The sequence below is a fragment of the Anaeromicrobium sediminis genome, from assembly GCF_002270055.1.
In the GTDB taxonomy this organism is placed as follows: Bacteria; Bacillota; Clostridia; order Peptostreptococcales; family Thermotaleaceae; genus Anaeromicrobium; species Anaeromicrobium sediminis.
Window position 1 is genome coordinate 19,260 of record NZ_NIBG01000014.1, and the last position, 17,887, is coordinate 37,146.

Annotated in this window: 15 protein-coding genes; 7 read left to right on the forward strand and 8 right to left on the reverse strand. The window is 30.7% G+C overall.

The genetic code is table 11. The features are described from left to right. Window positions 1–324: 324 nt before the first annotated feature. On the forward strand, window positions 325–558 hold the full coding sequence (locus CCE28_RS14555) for a hypothetical protein (protein ID WP_095134464.1): 234 nt from the start codon (window positions 325–327) through the stop codon (window positions 556–558). Window positions 559–675: 117 nt separating this feature from the next. Here the strand turns inward: CCE28_RS14555 and CCE28_RS14560 are convergent, their stop codons facing one another. The 3 genes from CCE28_RS14560 to CCE28_RS14570 form a co-directional block, all read right to left on the reverse strand. Next, a complete protein-coding gene (locus tag CCE28_RS14560) occupies window positions 676–2,052 on the reverse strand; it encodes a pyridoxal-phosphate dependent enzyme (RefSeq protein ID WP_095134465.1) in 1,377 nt (458 codons plus the stop codon). A gap of 169 nt (window positions 2,053–2,221) precedes the next feature. Next, the gene (locus CCE28_RS14565; RefSeq protein ID WP_095134466.1) at window positions 2,222–3,277 is read right to left on the reverse strand and encodes a transglutaminase domain-containing protein; all 1,056 of its coding nucleotides are present in this window, start codon (window positions 3,275–3,277) and stop codon (window positions 2,222–2,224) included. Window positions 3,278–3,287: 10 nt separating this feature from the next. Beyond that, window positions 3,288–3,749: an NUDIX hydrolase gene (locus CCE28_RS14570; RefSeq protein WP_095134529.1), complete on the reverse strand. Its 462-nt coding sequence runs from the start codon at window positions 3,747–3,749 to the stop codon at window positions 3,288–3,290. Window positions 3,750–3,852: 103 nt separating this feature from the next. Here CCE28_RS14570 and CCE28_RS14575 point away from each other — a divergent pair, with 103 nt between their 5' ends. Further along, window positions 3,853–4,230 carry a zinc ribbon domain-containing protein gene (locus tag CCE28_RS14575; RefSeq protein ID WP_095134467.1) on the forward strand — a complete coding sequence of 126 codons (378 nt, stop codon included), beginning with the start codon at window positions 3,853–3,855 and terminating at the stop codon, window positions 4,228–4,230. A gap of 19 nt (window positions 4,231–4,249) precedes the next feature. On the opposite strand, the gene CCE28_RS14580 is transcribed toward CCE28_RS14575, so the two are convergent. Further along, window positions 4,250–4,708: a UBA domain-containing protein gene (locus CCE28_RS14580; protein WP_095134468.1), complete on the reverse strand. Its 459-nt coding sequence runs from the start codon at window positions 4,706–4,708 to the stop codon at window positions 4,250–4,252. Between the two features lie 256 nt (window positions 4,709–4,964). On the opposite strand from CCE28_RS14580, the gene CCE28_RS14585 reads away from it, so the two are divergent. After that, window positions 4,965–5,141, forward strand: coding sequence for a YjfB family protein (locus CCE28_RS14585; protein WP_095134469.1), 177 nt, complete (start codon window positions 4,965–4,967; stop codon window positions 5,139–5,141). Window positions 5,142–5,307: 166 nt separating this feature from the next. Here the strand turns inward: CCE28_RS14585 and CCE28_RS14590 are convergent, their stop codons facing one another. Continuing rightward, on the reverse strand, window positions 5,308–5,967 hold the full coding sequence (locus CCE28_RS14590) for a TIGR01906 family membrane protein (protein WP_095134470.1): 660 nt from the start codon (window positions 5,965–5,967) through the stop codon (window positions 5,308–5,310). A gap of 187 nt (window positions 5,968–6,154) precedes the next feature. On the opposite strand from CCE28_RS14590, the gene CCE28_RS14595 reads away from it, so the two are divergent. From CCE28_RS14595 to CCE28_RS14610, 4 genes are all read left to right on the forward strand, one after another. Further along, window positions 6,155–7,015 carry an MBL fold metallo-hydrolase gene (locus CCE28_RS14595; RefSeq protein WP_095134471.1) on the forward strand — a complete coding sequence of 287 codons (861 nt, stop codon included), beginning with the start codon at window positions 6,155–6,157 and terminating at the stop codon, window positions 7,013–7,015. A 127-nt stretch (window positions 7,016–7,142) separates the two neighbouring features. Further along, window positions 7,143–12,002 carry a nucleotidyl transferase family protein gene (locus CCE28_RS14600; RefSeq protein ID WP_095134472.1) on the forward strand — a complete coding sequence of 1,620 codons (4,860 nt, stop codon included), beginning with the start codon at window positions 7,143–7,145 and terminating at the stop codon, window positions 12,000–12,002. A 12-nt stretch (window positions 12,003–12,014) separates the two neighbouring features. Beyond that, complete coding sequence (locus CCE28_RS14605) at window positions 12,015–13,253, forward strand: lactate/malate family dehydrogenase (protein WP_242972990.1); 1,239 nt, start codon at window positions 12,015–12,017, stop codon at window positions 13,251–13,253. After that, window positions 13,253–14,293 carry a flavodoxin family protein gene (locus CCE28_RS14610; protein WP_095134474.1) on the forward strand — a complete coding sequence of 347 codons (1,041 nt, stop codon included), beginning with the start codon at window positions 13,253–13,255 and terminating at the stop codon, window positions 14,291–14,293. The genes CCE28_RS14605 and CCE28_RS14610 overlap by 1 nt, the downstream gene beginning before the upstream one ends. An 82-nt stretch (window positions 14,294–14,375) precedes the next feature. Here the strand turns inward: CCE28_RS14610 and CCE28_RS14615 are convergent, their stop codons facing one another. The 3 genes from CCE28_RS14615 to CCE28_RS14625 form a co-directional block, all read right to left on the reverse strand. Next, window positions 14,376–14,738, reverse strand: a complete 363-nt coding sequence (locus CCE28_RS14615) for a helix-turn-helix domain-containing protein (protein WP_176461845.1) — start codon at window positions 14,736–14,738, stop codon at window positions 14,376–14,378. 263 nt (window positions 14,739–15,001) lie between these two features. Beyond that, window positions 15,002–16,360 carry a sodium-dependent transporter gene (locus CCE28_RS14620; RefSeq protein ID WP_176461846.1) on the reverse strand — a complete coding sequence of 453 codons (1,359 nt, stop codon included), beginning with the start codon at window positions 16,358–16,360 and terminating at the stop codon, window positions 15,002–15,004. Between the two features lie 101 nt (window positions 16,361–16,461). Then, window positions 16,462–17,847 carry a tryptophanase gene (locus tag CCE28_RS14625; RefSeq protein ID WP_095134477.1) on the reverse strand — a complete coding sequence of 462 codons (1,386 nt, stop codon included), beginning with the start codon at window positions 17,845–17,847 and terminating at the stop codon, window positions 16,462–16,464. Between the last annotated feature and the right edge of the window lie 40 nt (window positions 17,848–17,887).

Here is a 17,887-nt window from a genome sequence, read left to right on the forward strand (position 1 = left end):
TTTTATTATATATGAATATACAACTTCCAAACCCCATAAACTCTAGCTACTTACAAGGGAATATGAATGAAAAATTTTTATAAGGTGGAACATCAGAACATCCTATGCTGTAAACAGTTGTGAACCTTCTAACCTAATTATAATATTCACACTATTTAGTCTGATAGTGACTTACCTTATAAAACATTTTTTATTTATATGACCGAAGTAAGTTCACATACCTTCAGATTGGAAGTGATTTATCTATATATCTATAGGTTCCAAACCATAACCTATATACATATTATATATAAAAAGTCCGATTCCTTCTAAGGGGGTGATTTTATGATGGATAAATGTCCCTATAAGGAATACTGTGATTACTATCGGGCCAACTTTTCTAATATGCCTGAAAAATATGCTCAAATATTAGAAATATATTATTGCTACGGCAATCAGTGCGAATGTGCTCGGTATTTAATCGCCCATGCACTAGGCGTAGAAGAATTACCTGCAGACTTGGCTCCCTATTGTATGGACTCTGCTAAAAAGATATTGGATAAGAAAGTATTCATTTAAAGGATATCTATCCTTTTTTTTGAGCAAAATTAAAAAAGGCATACTCCGTATAGCCTTTTATAATGAATGTATTTTAGGTTAAAAGTAATAAAAATTCTTTTCTATTTTCTTATTTTTCTATAGATTTTTCCACCCTTGATGTATCATTCTAAGATAACTCTTCTTAAAACCCATTTTTTCATACAATTTAACAGCATTTTTATTATCTCTTCCAACATGCAATGAAATATTACCTCCAGTTAAATCTATCGCCTTTTGTATTAGTTGAGTAGCAACACCTCTTCCTTTAGCCTTTTTATCCGTTGCAATATATGCTAAATGGTAGGTTGGTATAAATGTTTCAAAACCTGTATTTACAATAACTGTTATACCAACTATCCTATTGTCTAGTAATGCCAATAAAACATGTCCATTTTTAATAGCATTATTTACAGCTTCTCGTATTTCTTCTAAAGGATCAGTATATTCCATTAACCAATTATCTAACAACTCAATTAATTTAATAATATGAATTCCCTCAACCTCTTCTATGGTTTTTACTTCTAAGTCTATATGTCCATCGTTCAGCAAAATTACATGATTTCCATATTTCAGACTCCCCTCTTTAGCTTTCTTAATAAATCCTGCTAAAGCATACGCATTTTCAATTGACAGCTTAATCTTTTCTAAATTTTTAAAATACTTAACAAAGGAAATGAGTTCATCTTCTTCTATCCCTATAATTGTTCCATTTGTATCTATAACAGCATCTAGTACATTTTCCATCATCTTACTTTCGGCTATCCTAACATATTTATTATATTTTGTTTTTTTTACAGGCTTATACTCCTTCAAGTATCCACTTGTTTCTTTATACTTATCATAAATTATATTCCCCTCCTCTACAGTACAACTATATAGTGAGGGCATCTTAGATATTTCATCATTCATCCATAGCTTTCTAAATCCCAAATACATTCCTGATATGGAAAACCCATAACCCATCTGTACAAATATGGAATCTATAGGCTTCTTTATCTGAATAGCTAACTCTTCACTAATTGCAGAAAGGGACGCCATATTTAAAATATTGTTTTCTATACCTAAGTTGGCATTATAATACCCCTTTTCTTTTGATAACTGATTACAATATTCTATACTTTCCATTTCATTTTTTCCATACTCTATTAGTTCTATATAATCCTTTTGAAATTCCCTATACTTTAACCATCTATTTTTCTGTGGGAACACAAAAACACACTCTAAATTGTAATACTCACAGAGAAAGGCTAAGGATTTAGCTAAATCACAAGCCATTCCTAAACAAATAACTTTCATATTTAACTCTAAGGCATCCTTTATGATCATGTAGGCTAGACGGTCAGTCTTTCTTTTACTAGGATTATTTCCTTCCAATTTCAGATAAATATTTCCTATATTCAGTTCTTGTTCCAGTTTTTTTGCACGTACCAAAGGGGTTTTTCCAACTCTATTTTTTATAATATCATCATTCAATTTTTACATCTCCTAGACATCATATTTTTCATAAGAAATATAATTAAAACATGTTTATTCACCTTTAGTATTACCTGTTTTTATTATAATTTTTCATACTTTAGAATTTAGATATTATTTCCCTTCACCGCAGACTCTTAACACGATAAAAAAAGAGTGGTTTCCCACTCTAGTTATAAATTATACTTATTTTAAAACTGTCATCAAAGATCTTATAGCTATAACTGATTTTTATATTATACCTATTTTCTATTAGCACTTCTGGGATTAACTTATCTATATCCATATTAGTGTTATCTACTTTTAAATATACATATTCAATCCTATTGTTTATAGCTGCTGTTATCTTTTCCTTAAACTCTGTTTCATCTTTAGCAGAGTCTATCATACCCAAATTATTCTTATAATAATTAAAATCTATAGTATCACATTTTGGATATATTTCACTATTCCAATTATGGTCCTTTGCCATTTCACTATCATCTATGAAGAAATATGCATAACTTAGCATATCCCCCTCTTCATTGTATGGATCATCAAAGGTTAAATCCACATGATAATATTTATCTTGCAGTTTCACCATATTCCATGCATGGTTGTCGCTTTTTATACTTATGCATTCTATTCCTAATTTCTTTAGAATTAACATGAAAGCCTTAGAATAACCATCACATACCCCAGTCTTCCTAATTAGCGGACCGTAGGCCGTATGTTCCCAGTTAGGTATTTTTCCACTTTTGAACCCTTCATAATCATACCTAGTATTGTTTATTATATAATCATGGACTGCCACTACTTTTTCAAAGTCTGTCATCTCTTCCTTTATTATTTCTTTTATTACTTCATCAGCCTTTACATCAGCTTCATTCATTCTCTTTTTAATATCATCTCTAATGTAATTATATTCAAAATATATATTCTTAATATTTCTATTTCCCCTAGAATATACATATCTTACACCACTTACATAGTTTAAATGATCATAATCCATGAATGCCTTTTTTATTACATAGTTTATACCTGGCTTATAAGGAACTGATTCAAAAGTTTCCTCATTAATCGATACATTTTTAATTCCTTTTACTATGGTGTTATATAGATACTGAAATTCTTCTTTAGTGTATCCACTATTTTTCAAGTAATAATCATCATCAGATATTTCCGCTCCATATGTAGTATTAAATAGTAATAGACACATAAAAATACTCAATAATATTTTTTTCATTTTATCCCCCCTAGTGGAATGTCACCTCATAATCCATAAGTTTTTTATTTTCATATACAAACTTTGCACTGAACATTCCCTTGTTTTCTAATAACCATTTTAGAAAAATCAAATCACCTTCCCAAGTTGGCATATCCAACACTTTATTATTCTCCACCCATTTTAAATCCCCTTCATTAGATTCTATAATTTCACCATGAAACTCATTTGCCGTATATAAAAAAACATACCAATCCTCATTATCTTTAAATTTAGGAAAGGTCATAATTCCCCTTAACTTAGGATTTTTAATAGTGAGGCCACTTTCCTCTTTAATTTCCCTTATTACACAATCTTCTGGACTTTCCCCATTTTCCAGTTTTCCACCTAATCCTATCCAAAGGCCCTTATGAACATCATTTTCCTTTTTAATTCTATGTAAAAGCAATGTTTTATCATCATTTTGTATATAACATAATGTGGCTAGTTTCATTTTATCCAATTCCTTTCTTCTTATGTAAATATTCACTCTCCTATATTATACCATTATATTTTATGTTATAATCTTTAGGTATTCTTTTTACAAGGAGGACATTATGTTAATCATAGGAGTAGGTCGTAGGACCATTAAAAATTATGGATCCTTAAAAACGGATTATTGCAATAGATGTTCTAATAATTCTGATTTTCAATTACATAGACACACTAAATGGATTACGTTATTTTTTATCCCCCTAATCCCTTATGGAAAAGATAGTTTAATCGTATGCCCTAGATGTGGATATTATGAAAAAATAGATGAAATAACTTTTGCTAAACTTAAAACTGCTGTAGAAAACAGAGAAGTTATTACGCAAATTCCTTTGAAACAGGAATTTGACCCCTACATGGGAAAAAATGAAACTCAAGTTAACTTTCTAAAAGAAATGGCTAACTATAAAAAAGAACGTCTAAAAAAAAGTAATACTAATTAAAAAACCTATAGTTTAAAAACTATAGGTTTTCATCATCTGATGGTCTTGTTGGATATATTATTATTTCATTTTCACTTTCTCTTTTTATTTCTTGTATTCTAGACTTCTTAACTCTTCCTTTAATCTTAGTTCCCATGTTTAAAACATTTTCAGCTAAATTTTTAGCCTTATCCTTAATATGGGAATCTTCCGTAATCTGTTCTACTTTACCCTTACCCTTTTTAGCAATTTCACGAGTGGAATTTATTATTTCCTTACTTTTGTCTGAAACTTCATATTCATTATATATGTCTTGAGCTTTTTTGCTTATCTTATTAACTATTTTATTTTCCTGTTTATTCCCTCTCATTTTTTCCTCTAAATAAATTATAGCATCTAATACGTCTCCATTATGTATTTCTAAAGCCTCTTTAACATCCTTATATCTAGCGCCAGTTCTTTCTCTTACCATGTCTACCTTTTCTAAAGTAATACTCATAATGACACCCCCTATAACTTCCTTTTATTTAATCATATTAAAAAAAACTTTAATTTTCAAGAATTTTCTACAGATAATTACACCTTCTCCTTTCTTTTTTATTTTTATTGCCGATATATATAATGTAGATGGTTCTCTTAATTATTAGGACCATCAAATTATGGGACTAGTTATATATTTTTTAACCATTTAAATCTATTATAAACAATAGATTTACAAAATAGTCCTAATTCTAACTTAAAGCGAGGTGAAATTAATGGATGTAGGTTCTTTATCAATGGCCATGAGTCAAGCAAGTTTAAGCCAACAAGTATCCTTATCTGTTGCTAAAATGACTATGGACACAGCGGAAGTATCTAGTGCTAATATGGTAAAAATGATGGAACAAAGTGTTAATCCTAGCGTAGGATCTAATTTAGATATTAAGTTATAATATTAAGACTATCTTATATTAATATTGTTGACTGATTTTTAAAAATATATAATCTATAACTGATTTTAATAATCAATTACCTAAAAATAGAATTCCTCTTAATGGAATTCTATTTTACTACTTTCACATTAAAAATTCTTTATAAAAAACAAATTACCTTCTCTATTTAAGAAGGCAATTTGTTTTTCTTGATTATATATGAAGTTACACTAACTAATAGGGAGCTTATTAAAAACATAAGTACTATTCTCACAGTTATATGTTGAAAAAAATCTAAAGGTAATATATTTATAAGCAAACTCTCCTTTTCATCAAAGGTCCATGTTCCGTCTTTAAAAAATAATTTGTGAAAATAAGTAAAATACTTATAATAGTCTATACTAATCATTAAAAATAAAATAGCCACAAAGCTTATACTAAAAATTCCAGCACCAACAAGGCCTTCTAATAAAGTCTTTTTATTCTTTAAAAATAATATTAGTATAATTATAATCATTAAAATAAATATAGCATTTTTTACTTTAGAACCATATGCATATATTCTTTTTACATCTAGCATATGGGATTTTTCTTCTTCCCTAAATACTTCTTTGTAATTTAGAGAGGCTATTTTTAATTCTAAATTGTCACCATCACCCTTTATATAATCTATTATGCCCCTTCCTATAATTCTTAAATCTCTTTCATTTATATTAGTTCTTTCAGATATATTATTTTTTTTAAACTCACTTTCATAAAATCTTTCATTGAAAGAATAGTACTCTATAGACACCAATAATAAATACAAGGGTACAATAAACATTAGTAAGTACTTAAAAATTTTCATATTTTAAGATTCCTTTCTTTAGTAATTGAATATTCACTCACTAACAACATCCTATTCATAAGTGTCTCCACATCTTTATTCTTCTAAACCTAATATGTACTTTTGACATTCACCCTACTATGTTGTAAAGTAATAATATGCCCAGTTTTTTCCATTTATCATTTTTGTTCATTAGGGGGAGATAAAATTGAAAATAACTACACTTATAGAAAATACTCTAAAAAAGGATTCTAATTTAATCAACGAACATGGTCTATCTATTTTAATTGAAGTGGATAATAAAAAGATTTTATTTGATACGGGTGCTTCTGCTTCTTTCATAAATAATGCCAAAGACCTAAATATCAAATTAAATGACATTGACCATATATTGCTTAGTCATGGTCACTATGACCATTGTGGTGGCCTTAAGAGTTTACTTGATGAATATAACCCAGATTGCACTCTAAATGTCCATAAGGATTTTTTCAAAGTATGTGATAAAAACTATTTAAATGATGAAAATAACGTGTTTAGTAATGATACATCTGAAAAGTACAGATATGTAGGAATAGATTTTGACGAAAATTACATAAATAAAAAAAGCACAAAAACCTTTTTAATTGATGAAGATATATATAAACTTTCTGATTCAGTATACGTTTTCTCTAATTTTGAAAAAAGTATAAACTATGAAAAAACAAATGAAAACATGAAAATAAAAATTGGGGAAGAATATGTTACAGACAAGTTCAGTGAAGAAATTGCCCTAGGTATAGATACACCTAAGGGATTGTTAATAATAGTAGGTTGTTCCCATGTGGGAATATTAAACACCCTAACTACTATAGAAAAACGTACTGGTAAAAAAATATATGGGGTAATAGGTGGAACTCATTTAGTCGAAGCTCATGAAGATAGAATTTTAAAGACTATAGATTATATAAAAGAAAAGAATGTGGATTTAATAGGCTTTTCCCATTGTACTGGAGAAAAAGGTGTTGAAATGTTTAAAAATGAATTTCATGACTTCTTTATAAATAGTACAGGTACTATTATAGAAATCTAATTTAAAGGATGTGACCTAAAGGTTACATCCTTTAATAATTTATATACTTTTCCACGTATACATTTATGAAATCTTACATTATAATATTACTAATAAGTAGGTTATTTTATTAGACAGGAGGAGTTATATGGACAGGAATTTATTTGACAACCTCTATAACTTTATTTCTTACAGATTATTGTCTAAATCCTTTCTAAAGGATAATTATGATAAAAAGAATATATTTAAAGAATATATACAGACTAAAGAATTTAAAGATAAATTAAAAACCCTCAGTGATAACAATGCTTTCTCATGCACTGCTGTATTAAGCTTGTTAGAGGATTTACTTAATAGTTTAAGTCCAAAGCCTCCAGATGATTGGTTAAAGTACATTTATGAATATACATTGCATAAATCATTTCCCCATGGGGTAAAAATAGAACTCCATGAGGAGTTAGATTTCCCCTGCTATATTTACTTACAAACCTTACGAATAGTGTGTCAACTACAAAAGATCTCTAATGATAATACTTGGCAAAGCAAGTATCCCCTTAATTTTTTATCTAGAAGAGAAATAGCATCCCTTGAAGACCCAACAGAATATAAGACCTTTGTAAAATCTTTTAATAATAATTATGTATACGAACTTATGAAATTAAATAGTGAAGTCTTAGGTCATAGCCTTATAGATCATGTATGTGGAGTTCATTATTTAGCCATGTATATATCAAGGCAAATAAAGGAATCTGGCATGAATATAGATTTAGGTCGAGTGTCTGGTTCTACTATTGGTCATGATATAGGAAAACTTGGTTGTATTGATGAAGAAAAGAAAAAGGCAGCTTATCTTCACTATTATTATACGGATTTATGGTTTAATAATAATAATTTAGAGTATATAAGAAATATAGCTGCAAATCACTCTGTGTGGGATTTAGAGTTAGAAAATCTATCTATAGAATCTTTAATACTCATCTATTGTGACTTTAGGGTTAAAAGTATTAATAGAAAAATGCATATAGTATCTATTAATGACGCTTTTAGTGTAATTTTAAACAAACTAGATAATGTGGACACTAAAAAGAAACTTAGATATAAAAGGGTATACAATAAACTAAAGGATTTTGAAGATTTTTTAATTGATAAACACGTAAGTGTTAATCTAGAGGACCCCCCTTTAGCTATGAAAAATGAAAAAAAATTATATTCCCTTATGAATGGAAATGATGTAATAGATAATTTAAAATACTTATCTATTAATTACAATATAGATTTAATGCATACCTTAAGAACTGAATCTTCCCTTGACCTCATATTAAAATCTGCTAGAAGTGAGACATTGGGAACTAATCTTAGAAAATATTTAAGAGTATTTGAAGAATACTCCACCTATTTAACTCAAAATCAAAAGAAAATTGCTCTTACCTTTTTATATGAGCTTTTGACACACCATGAAGATGACATCCGAAAACAAAGTGCAAATATAATAGGAAAATTAATAGGCATATTTGATAACGACTATAGAAAGGATATTCCATCTAAATTTCCCCCCATGAGGGGAGACCTTACTAGTAAGGAAATCCTAGAAAAATATGTTCATATGTTTTTACATCCAGATTATAAAATAATTCCAAACCATAAAAGGTGGATTAGAGAATTATTTGGAGTCATGATCAAATCATTTTTTGAGAATTCTAAATCAACAGAAGCTTTAAACATACATATAGTAGATTATATATCCGTATTAATAAAGGAATATAAAAATCCCACAGAAGACATACTACTTTACTTGATAGATGGTATCATATCCATCCCCCTTAGTGAGCATAGCCCCTATTATGGAAATATAATGGATTTTGTTTTAAATATGTCCATTCATAATATATATAATGTTAGGGTTAATGCCCTCAATAGTTTATTAAATCTTATAGATTCCATCCCTATAACACCTTTTTATAAGAAAAAGATCATGGATATAATAACAAAATTAAACTCTAATGATGACTCCTTAATTGAATATTATCTATCCCAAAAAATAGAAAGTAAAATAACTCCCAATTGCGAAAAATGCCATGTTGTATTAACAAATAATCAAATATCTACTTTGACCCTATCCAATTTAAAATCTGCCACAGATCCAGTGGTTAAAAGAGTTCAAATTGATATACTTCTAAATCATGTTTTAAAAGATAATGATAACGGAAAACTTAGGACAGCTATGCACTTTTGTAATATTTTAAAAGTTAGCTCCTATAATAGGGTGAGAATTCAAGCTGGAGAGTCATTGCTCAAAATAATTTCTTATTTATCTCCTGAAAATAGGAATGAAATAGCTATAGAATTGTTTAGTGCTTTAGAGCTTGCTGAATATCAATTTTCTAAGAGTGTGGCCGATTATCTAGGTAAAATTATTTTAACCCTAAGGCCTAATGAATTAGATGAGTTTATAAAAACTATCAGTACTAAAATTCGTATATCTAATGAAAATATCACATCCCTACATTTAAATGCAATTAGTATTGGTATTGCCAACTATACTAAATACGTAACTGAGTTTAAAGAATCTAATAAGATCCATGATACCAGATTAAAAAATATGCTTAGTATACTCTTAATAAGTTTATCTAACTACAATACTAATGTAAAACAAGTGGCTCTAGAAGTAATTGGTAAAAATATTTTTGGTTCAAAGGATATGACTTTAGAAGAAAAAAATAATATTTTTAAATTAATTAATAAAAAATTATTGACTCTCATAGATACGGACGAAGGTAATATACTTCTCTCCCTGTCTAATACGGCGTCCCTTAATCATATATACAAATTCATGTGTGAGTATATATTTGTAAATGATGAATTTCACGTGGATATACCCACTAAGGTAGCCTTTTTCCCTGGTACCTTTGATCCTTTTTCTGTAAGCCACAAGGAAATTGCCACTAATGTACGTGATTTAGGCTTTGAAGTATACCTTGGTATAGATGAGTTTTCCTGGTCAAAGAGAACTTTGCCTCATAAGCTTAGAAAAAATATAGTTTCCATGTCTATTGCAGGAGAACTTGGCATATATATTTATCCTGAAGATTATCCCGTAAATATTGGAAATAGTCATAATCTAATGAGTTTAAAAAATAACTTTAGGAATTCTGACGTATCCATAGTGGTAGGTAGTGATGTTATATTAAATGCCTCTGCCTATAAAAATAAAACTAAAGGATTTTCCATAAATAATTTTAATCATATAGTTTTTGATAGAAATCAGATCCTAGCTATAAAAAAGCAGGAATTAGAATTTAAGAAAGCCTCACAAAATATAGATGGAACAATTCACATCATAGGCCTTAGCACTCCCTTTGAGGAAGTGAGCTCTACTCAAATAAGGACTAATATAGATAAAAATAGGGATATATCCACTTTGATAGACCCTCTAGCCCAAAACTACATTTATAAAAACGGCTTTTACAGAAGCGAACCTCAATATAAAAGTCCTGCCGGAGAGCTTACTTATGATATTCAGGTAATAAAGGATTTTTCTAAGGAATTAATCGATGAATTGTGTTCATTGTTTGAAGATGATTATAAGAGGTGTAGAATCAATCTCATAAAAGCACTGAGAAAGCCCTCTGCCAGAGTTGTTACCTTAAGGCTTATAAATGACAATTATTCTTTACTAGGTTTTTCTGTCCATCATCTTTGTAGAATCCACGCCCTTTATAATGATTTAAATAATCCTAGAGTATCTGAATATATTAGAGAAAAGGCCAGTGGTAAAATAGCCTTAATAGATGGAATAATCATAGATAAATTTAAAGCCTTTGAAAAGGTTGAACAAATATTGTTCACAGAAACCCTAGCCTACTGCCTTTCAAAGGACTATGAATATGGCATATATAAAAATCTAATAGATAAACAATTACCTAAAACTATTCATAATTCATTAGTTTTACAGGGATTTAAAAAATTAAACCTTGGTGATAATGAAAATCCTGTATATGTGGTAAATATGGCATCTCCCATAACCTTTTATGCAGATATTAGAACTGTTATAAAGAATCCATTTAAGCACAATCCTAATATAAAAACAAAAATAGATAGAAGTAGAAAGAATTTAAGGAAAGCTTTAACTAACCTTTATGAGGGGAACCTTGTAATTACCTTTGATAGGAAGGTTCTTCACGACATTTTAATAAAAAAAATATGCAAACAAAATAATGTGGACCCTATTCAATTTAATAAGGTAAATCTTGGAGGTGCCATGTGTGTATCCTTTGGAAATATGCTCAATCAAAGTATTATTCCCAATACGGTCACAAAGGCCATGCATACGGAGAAGATGTTTTATCCTAACATGAAGGAATATTTCATAGGTCCCTTTCCATATTATAACGATTTAGATATTCAAGTTAAAATGATCAAGTCCTTTAGTAGACCCGTCATATTAATAGACGATATCCTACATAAGGGATATAGGAATAATGTAATCCACCCATTACTTCAAAAACATAATGTGAAAGTTCAAAAGACCATAGTAGGCCTACTATCAGCCCGCGGTCGTGAACTTATGTATAGACAAAATAGAAGGGTGGATTCTGCCTATTATATACCTAAATTAAGAGCCTGGTTTAATGAAAGTTTAATATTACCTTTCTTTGGTGGGGACACTATATGGCGAGGGAAAATCCCTCCAAGAAACTTGACTCCATCAGTAAACCTCATACTTCCATATACCTGGCCGGCCTTTATAAAAGGGGCATCACAACAGAGTATATATAATCTATCAAAGACTTGCATTGAGTCTTCAATAGGTATTTTAGGTGAGATAGAAAGTACTTATCACAAATTGTATAAAAGAAGATTAAGTCTTTCTTCCTTAGGAGAAGTATTCATATCTCCAAGATGCATAGATTATGGTAATGATATGAACTACGATTTAAATTTAAATCCATCCCATTACCTATATAATGATTTAGATAAATTAGATCGATATTATAAAATGTTTTTTTAGGGGGAATGTATTATGTATTTTTATAAGATTGATAGTAAATTAGCCTTTTCTTTTTTAAATATAGACAATTTGAATAAAGGGTCTTTAGAAGATATGAATTCCCATGATAAATTATATTATTTATTTAGGGGAAATCCACTCAATACCCGTGATACTTATATGGTATCCCATGAAGATTTATTATTTGTTCACAAAGAAGATTATAATCTTTTAAATTTATGTGAGAATAAAGACCATGATTTACCTCCTGCAGTAATAGATAAGATAAAACATAAAAAGGTAATTGGAGTTAATATATTATTTCCTAATTGGAAAGATAAATTAAATGACGTAAAAAAGAAAAAATATAAGATAAATGTATTAGGTCTTGGAGATGTGGGCTCTACCTTGACTATAGGACTTAGACTCTTAGGTGGAGATATATTAGACGAGATAGGAATTTATTCTAGGAATGAATTTGCTAAAAAAAGATGGTTTTATGAGTTAGGACAAATATATTCTACAGATAAGGATAAGTTCCCCAAAGTGACCATGTGCGATTATGATAATCTATTTGACTGTGACTTGTTTGCCTTTTGCGCCTCTGCCTTTGTTCCTAAAGTTGGAGAAAAGGTAGCTGATGTTAGAATGGCTCAATTCGAAAAGAACTCTAATATAATAGACATATATGCCAAAGAAGCTAGGAAAAGAAATTTTAAGGGTATCTTTGCCGTAGTTTCAGATCCGGTAGATTTACTTTGTAAAAGGGCTTATCTATCCAGTAATACAAATGAGGATGGTGACTTTGACTCATTAGGTTTATGTCCCAGTCAAATTCAAGGCTATGGCCTTGGTGTAATGCATGCTAGAGCTGTATTTTATTCTAATTTCATAGATGGGGCTCACCACTACAGTGAAAAAGGCCGTGCCTTTGGTCCCCACGGTAAAGGGTTAATAATTGCCAATGATATTAATAATTATGACAATGAGTTATCCTTAACTCTCACAAATAAGACTATCAGGGCTAATTTAGATGTTAGGGACGTGGGATTTAAACCTTACATAGCTCCAGCCTTATCATCTGGTGCTTTATCTATCCTAGCCACCCTAAGGGGAGATTGGAATTTTAGTGCCACTTTCTTAGGAGATATATTTATGGGAGCAAAGAATAGAAGATTAAACAATGTAATAGAAGTTGAAAGAAATAAATTAGATACAATTCTCTTAAATAGGATAGAAGAAACCTATAATTATTTAAGGAGCATATTATAATGAAATTACACATTATTTCATCTAAAAACAAATCCTCACTACTAGAGAAGACTATAAAGGAAGCTACAATTGGCTTAGATGTAGTTCATGTGAATCATGTACAAAACAAAGAAGATCTACAAAACAAAAAAATACTACTTGCCATAGAATTAGATGAAATAGGAATTTGTAAAGATACTTTAAAGTTTGTACGAGAGCTTCATAATCTATCTAACAAATCCCTCCTTGGTTCTAGTGCTTGTTTAATTATAAAAAGTAATAGTGACTTATATACAAAAAACTTTGCTAGAGATATGGTCTTTCTTTTAAACAATTTAGGGTGTTCTTTTATGGGGCAGCCCCTGGTTGAAATGACTAAGGATTTAAAAAATCTCTTTACCTTTCAAAAGAAATTTAATATTCCATTGCCAGAGCTCTGTAGTAACTTATGTAAAAATACTATCAGCAGATTAATGTCTTATAATCCCAAGTCACTTGAAAATCCCCATGTATTAGGCCTTCATGCTAGTAACTATAAGACATCTAATACGTTAACCCTTTGGAATTTAATAAAAAAGAATTTAACTTCTGTAGATGAATTCCATGTGGAAAATGGTACTATTCTAGATTGTATAGGTTGTGCATTTAAAACTTGTAAGCATTATAGCAAACAAAGTAGTTGTTTTTATGGTGGAACCATGGTTAAAGAAATCTATCCAGCAATAGAGGCAGCCAACGCATTAGTATTTTTATGCCCTAACTACAACGATGCCCTATCTGCCAATATAAGTGCAGTTATAAATAGGTTAACGGCCCTTTATAGAAGAAGTAAATTTTATGATAAAAGTCTATTTTCCATAGTTGTATCAGGAAACTCTGGAAGTGATATTGTGGCTAAACAGTTAATAAGTGCCCTTAATTTAAATAAGGGCTTTAGATTGCCCCCTTATTTTGCCCTCATGTACACAGCCAACGACCCTGGTAGTATCCTCAAGTATAGTGATGTGGATATTAGGGCAAAGGAATTTGCCAATCATATACTAATGGAAACTAAAAGTTAATGTGAAAAAAATCTCTGAGATTTTCTCAGAGATTTTTTATTTTACAAAATTATTAAAATTTTTATAAATGCGTCTAGGGTTATTATTTTATACTAAAGCCCATTTTTCTTAAAGAATTTTTCAACTGACGAATCTTTTCAGGTGTAAAACCATTTTTCTTTACATCTCTACTTACTTGTAAATATTCAAGCCCTATCTTTCTTAATTCTTCTGGAATTTCTTTACCTTCTAATATGGTTAATTCCTTGTTATCTGTTCTTCCTAGTATATATTCCGGGGTACAACCTAATGCATCAGCGATTTTTTCTAATGTGTCCTTGTTTGGACTTCTTTGACCTCTTTCATAGGAACCATATGTACTTGGCCCTATTCCTATCATAGTAGCAAGTTCCTTTTGTGATAATTTCATTTCTTGTCTTAGTTCTTTTAATTTATCTTTTAGCATTTGTCTACTCCTTACTATCATTATCTATATACTATTATATAATTTTTTTGAATATTTTTGTTTAATTATTTTAAAAAAAATTATATATATTATTATACTAGGTTTTTTGTGATTTTTCTAATAAAGAAATATATAATTTGTAACTTAACTTTATAGATATTAAAAAGGCATACTCCGTATGCCTTTTTAATGTGATCTATAGTTGAACATTTCCTATTATATATATGTATCATTATGAACACAACCACTGGAATACTATAATATTAACCAATACCGCCATAGAAGATTCCAAGAATATATACAATAATTGTAAGGCCACAGAATACGTATTTAGTCATAGGCTCAAACCATGTTCCAATCTCTTTTCCTCGTCCTAATTGAACCTGCTCTCTAGCAAATTTAACTCCACAAACCCAAAAGAACACAATTCCTGCAAGTAATGCCCCTAAAGGAATAACATAGATTGATATAACATCCATCCAAGCTCCAAGCTTGTCACCACTTTCAAGCATGACGCCAACTCCAGCACCAATGATTGCCATAATGGCTACTGAAGTGCCCCTTGAAAGATTGAATCTTTGTTGCAATGCCTCAATAGGTGTCTCAAATAAATTCATTAACGAACTTATACCAGCAAACAATACTGCTACAAAGAATAAAATGGAAAACATTTGACCCATAGGCATCATTTTAAATACATTTGGCATAGTAATAAACATAAGGGGTGGCCCCGCTGCTGGATCCATATTAAAGGCAAATACAGATGGTATGATCACAAGGGCCGCTAACATGGCTGCACAAGTGTCGAAAAAGGCAACATGCTTTGCACAAGCCACAATATCTTCAGTTTTTTTCAAATAACTCCCATAAACAACCGTTCCAGAACCTGCTAACGAAAGGGAGAAAAAGGCCTGTCCTAAAGCATATACCCATGTTTTGGGATCTTTTAAAAACTCCCATTTAGGTACAAATAAATATTTGTATCCTTCTATTGCCCCTGGTAAGGTTGCCACACGAATTGCAAGTACAATGAACAAAAAGAAAAAAGCAGGCATCATAACTTTATTAGCCTTTTCAATTCCTTTCCCCACACCCATAAGCATAATGATAAATGTTATTGCCAAGCCAGCGAAATGCCAACCTAAACTTCCAAATTCACCAGCAATTTCACCAAAATAAGCTGCACTATCTACTGTTGATGTTACCGTTCCTGTGATAGCTCCTACAGTAAACCTAAGAATCCAACCTACAACAACTGCATATCCAATTGCAATTCCCAATGAACCGATTACTGGAATAAGTCCTAATAAATCTCCGTTTTTCTTGCTTCTTCTCTCAAAGGCTTTTTTAAAGGCACCCAAAGGACCTGTGCCCATGGCTCTACCAAATGACATTTCTCCTATAACACCAGTAAAACCAATAACTAAGACGAAGATAAAATAAGGAACTAAAAAGGCTGCACCACCAAATTGTCCTACCCGGTAAGGGAACATCCATATATTTCCCATTCCTACTGCCGAACCAATGCACGCTAGAATAAACCCTATTTGGGAATTAAACGTTTCACGATTAGTCGTTTCCCCATTTTTGTCAACAACGTTTTTCACATGGTTATCTGCCATGTATTCACCTCTTTTCATAAGATTTTTCTATTTGCCACAAATTCAATTATATCAAATACAAAGAACACCTGCATCATTATAATGATGCAGGTGTTTTTTTATTACTCCTCTATTGGTTCCAGACTTGCTTGGAAATGTCTAAGAATTGGTGGCTCCCATGTAATTTTATATCCTTTTACTTCACTAGCTCTTTCTTTAATATTAATTAATGCATCTGCCATAATGTCTATATGAGCTTGTGTATACACACGACGTGGAATTGCTAAACGTGTAAACTCAAAGTCAGCATGTAATTGCTCTCCAGTATCAGGATCATTTCCTAACATATAAGATCCAATATCACATGAACGAATTCCGGCTTCTTTATAAAGCTCAATAGCAAGCGCTTGACCTGGAAACTCATTATAAGGAATATGTGGGAACATAGACTTAGCATCTACAAATACACCATGACCACCTACTGGTGATTGATATGCAATCCCTGCTTCATCAAGACGAGCTGCAAGGTATTCCATTTGTCCAATACGATATCTAAGGTAGTTTTCATCAAGTCCTTCATAAAGACCTATTGCTAAACACTCAAGGTCACGACCTGAAAGACCACCATATGTAACGAAACCTTCAAAAGAGATTGTACGACCTTTACAAGCTTGGAATAATTCCTCATCATCTTTGATACCAAGTAAACCACCCATATTTACGATAGTGTCCTTCTTAGCACTCATTGTAAACATGTCCGCATAACTAAATACCTCTTTAATAATCTCTTTTATTGATGTATTCTCATAACCTGGCTCACGTTGTTTTATAAAGAAAGCATTTTCTGCATAACGTGCAGCATCAATGCAGAATTTAATACCATATTTTTTACAAATATCTGCTGTTTCTCTAACGTTTTGAGCAGCTACAGGCTGACCACCTGCAGAGTTATTTGTTATTGTCATGATAACAAGACCAATTTTGTCTGCACCATGTTCTTTTATTAAAGACTCTAATTTCTCAACGTCCATATTTCCTTTGAAAGGTACTCTTTTTGCTGGATCTGCAGCTTCTGGAACTACACAGTCGATAGCTCTTGCTCCAGCTAACTCAACATGTGCTCTTGTTGTATCAAAGTGCATATTAGAGATAGAATATTTTCCCTCTCCCATTAATAGTGCAAAAAGAACCTTCTCAGCTGCACGACCTTGGTGAACCGGTTGGATATACTTATAGCCAAAAATGTCTTGCGCTGCTTCTACTAGTTTGAAGTAACTTGATGCACCTGCATAAGCTTCGTCGCCTTTCATAACGCCAGCCCACTGATCTTGACTCATTGCATTTGTTCCGCTATCTGTCAATAAATCGATATAAACATCTTCTCCTTTAAGATTAAACAGATTATATTTTGCTTCTGCAATCTTTTGTTCTCTTTCCTCTCTAGTAAGCATTTTGATAGTCTCTACCATCTTAATTCTGAATGGTTCTGGTATGTATTTTATTCCCACAATAAAACCCTCCATTTTCTATTTTTATTTTTTTATATTT

Bases quoted from the DNA above. Each gene is read 5' to 3' on its own strand.
- CCE28_RS14555 (WP_095134464.1), top strand. From the start codon at position 325: ATGATGGATAAATGTCCCTATAAGGAATACTGTGATTACTATCGGGCC.
- CCE28_RS14565 (WP_095134466.1), bottom strand. From the start codon at position 3,277: ATGAAAAAAATATTATTGAGTATTTTTATGTGTCTATTACTATTTAAT.
- CCE28_RS14570 (WP_095134529.1), bottom strand. From the start codon at position 3,749: ATGAAACTAGCCACATTATGTTATATACAAAATGATGATAAAACATTG.
- CCE28_RS14575 (WP_095134467.1), top strand. From the start codon at position 3,853: ATGTTAATCATAGGAGTAGGTCGTAGGACCATTAAAAATTATGGATCC.
- CCE28_RS14580 (WP_095134468.1), bottom strand. From the start codon at position 4,708: ATGAGTATTACTTTAGAAAAGGTAGACATGGTAAGAGAAAGAACTGGC.
- CCE28_RS14585 (WP_095134469.1), top strand. From the start codon at position 4,965: ATGGATGTAGGTTCTTTATCAATGGCCATGAGTCAAGCAAGTTTAAGC.
- CCE28_RS14590 (WP_095134470.1), bottom strand. From the start codon at position 5,967: ATGAAAATTTTTAAGTACTTACTAATGTTTATTGTACCCTTGTATTTA.
- CCE28_RS14600 (WP_095134472.1), top strand. From the start codon at position 7,143: ATGGACAGGAATTTATTTGACAACCTCTATAACTTTATTTCTTACAGA.
- CCE28_RS14605 (WP_242972990.1), top strand. From the start codon at position 12,015: ATGTATTTTTATAAGATTGATAGTAAATTAGCCTTTTCTTTTTTAAAT.
- CCE28_RS14610 (WP_095134474.1), top strand. From the start codon at position 13,253: ATGAAATTACACATTATTTCATCTAAAAACAAATCCTCACTACTAGAG.
- CCE28_RS14615 (WP_176461845.1), bottom strand. From the start codon at position 14,738: ATGCTAAAAGATAAATTAAAAGAACTAAGACAAGAAATGAAATTATCA.
- CCE28_RS14620 (WP_176461846.1), bottom strand. From the start codon at position 16,360: ATGGCAGATAACCATGTGAAAAACGTTGTTGACAAAAATGGGGAAACG.